Here is a 5,998-nt window from a genome sequence, read left to right on the forward strand (position 1 = left end):
CCCCCCCCCCCCCCCCCCCCCCCCCCCCCCCCCCCCCCCCCCCCCCCCCCCCCCCCCCCCCCCCCCCCCCCCCCCCCCCCCCCCGGGCCCCCCCCCCCCCCCCCCCCCCCCCCCCCCCCCCCCCCCCCCGGGCCCGTAGCAATTACTTGGAAGTCGGGTGGGTCAGGCCTGTTTGTCGGGCCGAACCAGATCCGTGTGGCTGACGCCGAGGGCCAATGCCAGTTCATAGATCGTGATGATCGTCGGATTTCTTCGGCCTTTCTCCAAGCCGCTGATGTACTGCTGGCTGAACCCGGAAATCTCGGCAAGCTGCTCCTGCGTCAGACGCTTCCTCAGCCTGATCCTCTGCACATTACGTCCGACCAACCTGCGCATATCCATGCACGACAGCCAGCGGATTAGGCAGCTTGTTTATCAACTATAATATGTAATCCACATCGAGCATCTAAATCCGCTGGCGGAGGGGCTTCGCGGAGGCCGTTTTCCGGAGATATAACCAGCGATGTTACAGCCTAAATGGAACACGCCGATTGCCGACGAAGTGCACTCGTCGGACAGCCTCACGGCTTACGATAAAGCGCATTTCACGACCTATATGCGGCTCCTAGACGCCTCCGCCGATGATGCGAGCGAAGAAGAGATGGCCCACCTGATCCTCGGCATCGATCCAGCACGCGAGCCGGAGCGCGCCAGGAAGGTGCTTCGTAGTCATCTCGACCGTGCGAACTGGATGGTCACAACTGCTACAAGAAATTGTTCACCGGCTGAACAATCGCGCTGTGCGCTCCGTTACGCCTTTCAAGCAAGGAAATCCCTGTACTCGTCTTCATGAGCGCGTGGCTGTCCTGGATGGCGCGGCGAACGGCTTCACGCAGATGATCGGCAGGATCTCACCGGTCGGCCTGAACCCGCGGCTCGCCGATCAGGGCTTCGGCATTTCCCGGTGCACCCCCGCCAGCGAACCGTCGAACGCCTGGAGGACGAAGCGGAGGCGTCGGCCACGCGCTTCCAGCGGAAACAGGGGTTGGCAGTCGTCCGGGCGCAGCTAAAACTGCTGATACACTCAAAGGCCCACAGCCGATGTCTCAACTGCCCGGCGGGCAAGATCGCGTCGATATGGCGACGCACGGATTGAGTAACACTCGCACCCGGGCATGGACACCAGAAATACGGCCACATCACGCCTGAGAGAGTCCGCGAAACAGAACGCGCCAGGTCGACGCGCGACGCGATGATGTCGAGCGAAGTCCGATCTTCCAGCCATTCGGTCCGCTCCAGTGCATCGGGCCAAATCATGCCGGAATGCCCGATTTCGCCGCAAGAACTCCCAAGCCCGGTCTTGCCGGGTCAGATGAGCGGTGTAGTCGTACGAGCTCTTATCCCACGATCCGGCCAGTCCGCGGTGCTGCCTTCTGCCCGGCTCATGACCCAGAGCCGCCAGAATCACGACGGCAACGACCCGACATCACGCGGCCCTGCAGGCCACCGGCGCCCACAGCACCGCCCCATGAAAACCGCCGTTCCGTCGAACGCATCCAGCCTTGCGTTTGAGACGTCGAGATATCCGGCCACAGCGCGGGTGGTGCCGATTGTGTGCGGTTCGCCGATCTGCGCAAGTGGCCAGCCGGCGCGGCGAAGGATGCGCTCCATACGCAGATCGGTAACCGTGACAATTCGGCTGAGACGGCTCAACAGGCCGAACTCGGATCACGCCGGCGACGAGCTCGTAAGTGCCGACAGCAATTCCGCCGGCCCCCTTCGGGGCGGATGAAGCAACATCGAGCGCAAAGCGGCTGCTTTCCCAGACGCTCGGTTCCTGGGGCGCCGTCTTCCCCTCCAACAGTACCGGAAAAGTGTCCCGAAGCATCGTCGGCCCGTTCGACGAAAACAGTCGGAGGCAACCGTCGACACGGCCGGCGGAACCTCGCAAAATTGGACAGTGCGGCTTCGATGCATCAAAGGAATCGATCTGTTACCCGCCATTCGTCCGCACTTTCCAGTCGAACCGCTCCTTGAAAAGGCGGTATCGCAGACGGTGCATTGCGTGCAGTTCGTCGCAAAGTCGCCGTACCAATCGGATGCAATAAGCTGCTTCATGAGGGCCTCCTCGCAGGAATGACCCTGCCACTTGAGGCGAATTCGCCGCCGCAACAGCCTGTGCACATGCACACGGGAACCAAGGACGAATTCAGTTGCTCAGAAATAGAACATCGTGAGGAGGCCAGCAGCGCGATGGCCTGATTTTTGGTGCGCACGCCGAGCTTCTTCTTGGCATTGTCCAGATGGAAAGCGGCGGTGTGCGGCTTGACGCCCAAGATGCAGGCGATATCCCAGGCTGACTTGCCGCGCGCCGCCCACTGCAGGCACTCATATTCACGTGGTGTCAGCAAAATGCCGTCAACCATTCGATTGACCGAGAGTTTGCGGCGAACATGAATGTGAAAGCACGTCGCCATGAGTTGGAGCGCCTGCTCATACCGCTCGGCAACGCGCAGGAACGCGGAATTGGGCTCATGCGCGGCAAAGGTCATCGCTGCAACACAGCCCCTGCGATCGACAATCGGGATCGTCAATCCACAGCGCATGCCGAACTCTGCCGCTTCAGCGAATAGCCCTTGCTGAACCTGCGATGTCTCAACGCCACGAAGATCCGATCCCCATCGAAAGGGACATCCGGCACGTCGCGCACGCATGATGACGGGATCGACTCTCTGATACTGGTTTTGCAGATAGTGCGCGGTCCACGGAGGCGGATAATTCGAGATCAGCTTGGGCTCGCCGGAGGGTTGCAATGGCAAGGACAGATAGGCAAACGTGAGTAGATCAAGTCCCGAGGCCGCGCTGGCCATGGCTTCCCGGAAATCTGTTTCATCGACACTCTCCGACAGCTTTTCCAGGAATGTCTCGAAGACAATTTGCATGTCATTGCTCTGAACTCAATCTCGATCTGTCTGTGCCGCGACCGCCCTGACGTGTATACGCGACGGTCAGCCTCCTGGCATGAGCGCGGCCAATCTTGCAGGCATTGGACGATATGTGACGACCATCTCGATGAAATGCCGCGGAATTAGCGCGATTTCCGCGCCGACCATCGCCAACCGCAGTTACCGCCGGACTCTTCGAAGGGTGAACGCTATAAGGCGAAGTCCTGGAAGCTTGAGCGTCGCGTCTGCGCCCGATTGAGGCGACCGCGATGGGCCTCGACATCCGCTTCGTCGTCACCAATCTCGACAGCAGCTCGGCCGAGCACCTCTACGACGTGATCTACTGCGCCCGCGGCCAGGCCGAGAACCTGATCAAGATGCACAAGAGCCAACTTGCCTCCGACCGCACCAGCTGCCGTTCGCCGATCGCCAACCAGGTGCGCCTCGTCCTGCACACCGCCGCATACTGGCTGATGCTCACCCTGCGCCAGGCGGTGCCCACATCCCATCATCTCGGCAAAGCCGAGTTCGCCACGTTGCGGCTCAGGCTCCTCAAGCCCGGCGCCCGCGTCATCGAAACCGCCTCGCGCGTCCGCCTGGCCTTCGCCGCCGCCTGTCCCGAGGCCAGCCTGTTGCGGGCGCTCGCCAGCAATCTGCAGCGCGCTGGACCATGACCGCCGGGGCAGCAGCTCCCGTCGAACCAAATAGCTTCAAAATCCCCAGCGCGTTCACAAGTCAGATACAGCCGCGGTGAAAAAGACGCCCCGCCGACACCTGTTCGCCGCTCAGCGCCAAACAAACCCAGAGGCGTCATGAATAAGGCGGGCTAATCGTCGTGCTGCGCTGATGCCCATGCTACCGTTGCCAATCGGTCGTGTTGATCCTTTACCCAGATTTCCAGGTGCGACCTGGTCGCGTCGCCCTCGGCTTTCTGAGATGAGACTTTTCCAGAGACAGTAAGTGCCGACTGAGGATAGACTGGACGAATGAACTTAGCCTTCAGTCGGCAGGTAGTGAACCAAGAAACGCCAAAAAAAATCTGTACATAGTTCGGAACAGTATCCCGCAGTCTGCAATCCCTGCGCAATCGTATTTTCAAGCCCGTACTTGCGAGCCGCTTCAATGTCATTGTGGAGATTCCGCTCGTGTTCGCCAACGCACGCATAGACTGAGATTTGCTCCTGCGACAACGTTTTCGGTGTAGACATTATTGGTGTTCCCGGTGCAATTCCAGCTGCAGCTTTGTCAATAGGTTTAGCGTTGTTCGTCTCGGGAACGATCTTATCGTCGGGCGGCGGCGCACTCGACGGGCCGATAACCGAGCCGGCTTGGATGCGCATGATCTCGACGTGTCGGTATGAAATGAGCAGATTACCCTGGCGGTCGCCAGCTTCCGCTTCCAAAACCACATAGCCATTGTCGCGTCGCACGTATTTGTCAGTGAAGCGACCGGTGATCGTGACAGTTTCCCCCATAGGCACTGGGGCGTGAAAGAAGAGCTCGTTAGTAGTGTGCAGGCCAGCTTGTGGTGCGGTCATATGCGTATAGTAGACAGTCATCAGATCGTTGGCGAGCAAAGCAGCGTGGGCAATCGGCCCGCCGAATGGAGAGGTGTTAAAAAATGCCATGACTTATAGGCACCTTGGCAAAACGCATATTGCTTGATTAGGCCATCAGTTACTTCGAGCTCCATGGGTCCGACTTCCTCTCGGAGCGCAATGCTCTCGAACGTCGTGTCCTTTTTGCCAGACCAGCGATTGTAGGGCGGTGTACGCTGCTCGGTGCTGCTTTTGTTTCAGTCATATCGTTTCTACTTTTCAGTAACATGGCCTCAACTTGAAAAGACCACAATGCTGTCGGGCATCATCTTCAGGGTCCCGTGCGAGGTCGGTGATTTTGTGTACCGCGGCAACACACAGCGATAGAATTGCCCACGGTGGTGCCCCTGATTGCCTCGAAATCTTTTGGCAGACCGCTATACTTGCATATCTTCCGATGACCAGACATTCCTTCGTAACCGGCGCACTGCTATCCAAGTCAATACACGGTCGGCAGTGTTATGAAAGCGGACGTCGTAAGATTCACCCTCAGGTAATTCGCGGCAAAGGGTTTGCGTTAGATGCAGCCGTAAGCGTCCGTTTGTTGGCGGCGTCCGTATTTCAGCACAGTCGAACCCAAAGAAGTGCCGCACCACAGGGTAGAGTCCTTTGAAAAGTGTTTCCTTAGCCGAAAAGAGCAGCGTGGCCAGCCGATTTGGAGGGAGCGCCGTCTGTCGAGCAATCAAGGCACGTTCTTGCTCGTTAGCCGTCATGCTTAGGATCGACTCCAGCGCATGGCCGCTGACCATCAGCTCGACGTCCACACCAGCTTGCCAGTCTGGATCGGAAATGGCGAAACAAGCGCAATGCCCCCGTGCATGGGTTATTGAACCTGTAGACCCGCTTGGCCAGAGTGGGGCGTGATCGGAACCGATGGGAATTTCGGCAGTAGGCTGGCCCAGCGCCTGCAATGCCGTCTGCGCCAGCGCGCGACCGGCCAGAAATTCGGCGCGGCGTATCGGTAGAGCCGTGGACAAGCTGGGGGGGCAGGCTAAGGCGAGGTTATAAAACAGGTCGTCCCTGTAGCTCTCGAAATCGAACCGGCCATACACTAGAACCGCATCGACATATCCCGTATCGTGTAAGGTGACGTCTTTAAGAAATCCGAGCGAACGGGCAGAGAGAGCAATCAGGTGCTTGGTGGCTAAAGTGCGCATGGTGTGGGCCGCGCTCGCCGGCGCTGGGCCTTGCTTAGACCCCATCAGCGTTGCCACCGCCGGGAATCGCTGTTCAGTCAATGTGGATCCAACAGTTGTCCGCATCGCTTGCCGGATGTGACGGATAGCATTGCAGGGCATGATGCTCCCTCCGTTTCTGCAGCGAGCTGTCTGGACAGCGCCTCACTTAGGTCGTCCAGTTCACGGTAGGTGAGGGTCGCAGCTTCAGAAACAACGGCGGGAGCCTCGGGGCTGAGCGCCGCTTTATTGCGGAGTTGGTCATGCAGTGGCAGTTCAGCATAGGGCAAGGCCTCAGCAA

At 59.3% G+C, this 5,998-nt stretch carries 4 protein-coding genes and 5 pseudogenes; 2 read left to right on the forward strand and 7 right to left on the reverse strand.

The window, feature by feature from the left end; genetic code table 11:
• Nucleotides 1-162 precede the first annotated feature (162 nt).
• Nucleotides 163-381 carry a helix-turn-helix transcriptional regulator gene (locus tag NKG99_RS35070; protein WP_023730016.1) on the reverse strand — a complete coding sequence of 73 codons (219 nt, stop codon included), beginning with the start codon at nucleotides 379-381 and terminating at the stop codon, nucleotides 163-165.
• 121 nt (nucleotides 382-502) lie between these two features.
• Between NKG99_RS35070 and NKG99_RS35075 the strand changes: the two are divergent.
• Nucleotides 503-768 (forward strand): annotated as a pseudogene (locus NKG99_RS35075) (hypothetical protein).
• A 295-nt stretch (nucleotides 769-1,063) separates the two neighbouring features.
• Here the strand turns inward: NKG99_RS35075 and NKG99_RS35080 are convergent.
• The 3 genes and pseudogenes from NKG99_RS35080 to NKG99_RS35090 form a co-directional block, all read right to left on the reverse strand.
• Complete coding sequence (locus tag NKG99_RS35080; protein WP_352874023.1) at nucleotides 1,064-1,447, reverse strand: transcriptional regulator domain-containing protein; 384 nt, start codon at nucleotides 1,445-1,447, stop codon at nucleotides 1,064-1,066.
• 18 nt (nucleotides 1,448-1,465) lie between these two features.
• Nucleotides 1,466-2,097, reverse strand: a pseudogene (locus tag NKG99_RS35085) (acyl-homoserine-lactone synthase).
• Between the two features lie 104 nt (nucleotides 2,098-2,201).
• Nucleotides 2,202-2,921, reverse strand: a pseudogene (locus tag NKG99_RS35090) (LuxR family transcriptional regulator); the annotation flags it as partial.
• Between the two features lie 210 nt (nucleotides 2,922-3,131).
• Here NKG99_RS35090 and NKG99_RS35095 point away from each other — a divergent pair.
• Nucleotides 3,132-3,598: pseudogene (locus tag NKG99_RS35095) on the forward strand (transposase); the annotation flags it as partial.
• A gap of 318 nt (nucleotides 3,599-3,916) precedes the next feature.
• Here NKG99_RS35095 and NKG99_RS35100 read toward each other — a convergent pair.
• The 3 genes and pseudogenes from NKG99_RS35100 to NKG99_RS35110 all read right to left on the reverse strand — a co-directional run.
• Nucleotides 3,917-4,552, reverse strand: a complete 636-nt coding sequence (locus tag NKG99_RS35100) for a MaoC/PaaZ C-terminal domain-containing protein (RefSeq protein ID WP_352874025.1) — start codon at nucleotides 4,550-4,552, stop codon at nucleotides 3,917-3,919.
• A 347-nt stretch (nucleotides 4,553-4,899) separates the two neighbouring features.
• Complete coding sequence (locus NKG99_RS35105) at nucleotides 4,900-5,760, reverse strand: 4'-phosphopantetheinyl transferase family protein (RefSeq protein WP_352874027.1); 861 nt, start codon at nucleotides 5,758-5,760, stop codon at nucleotides 4,900-4,902.
• Nucleotides 5,757-5,998 (reverse strand): annotated as a pseudogene (locus NKG99_RS35110) (hypothetical protein); the annotation flags it as partial. The gene NKG99_RS35105 and the pseudogene NKG99_RS35110, both read right to left, overlap by 4 nt.

The organism is Mesorhizobium sp. M1409, from assembly GCF_040317535.1.
In the GTDB taxonomy this organism is placed as follows: domain Bacteria; phylum Pseudomonadota; class Alphaproteobacteria; order Rhizobiales; family Rhizobiaceae; genus Mesorhizobium.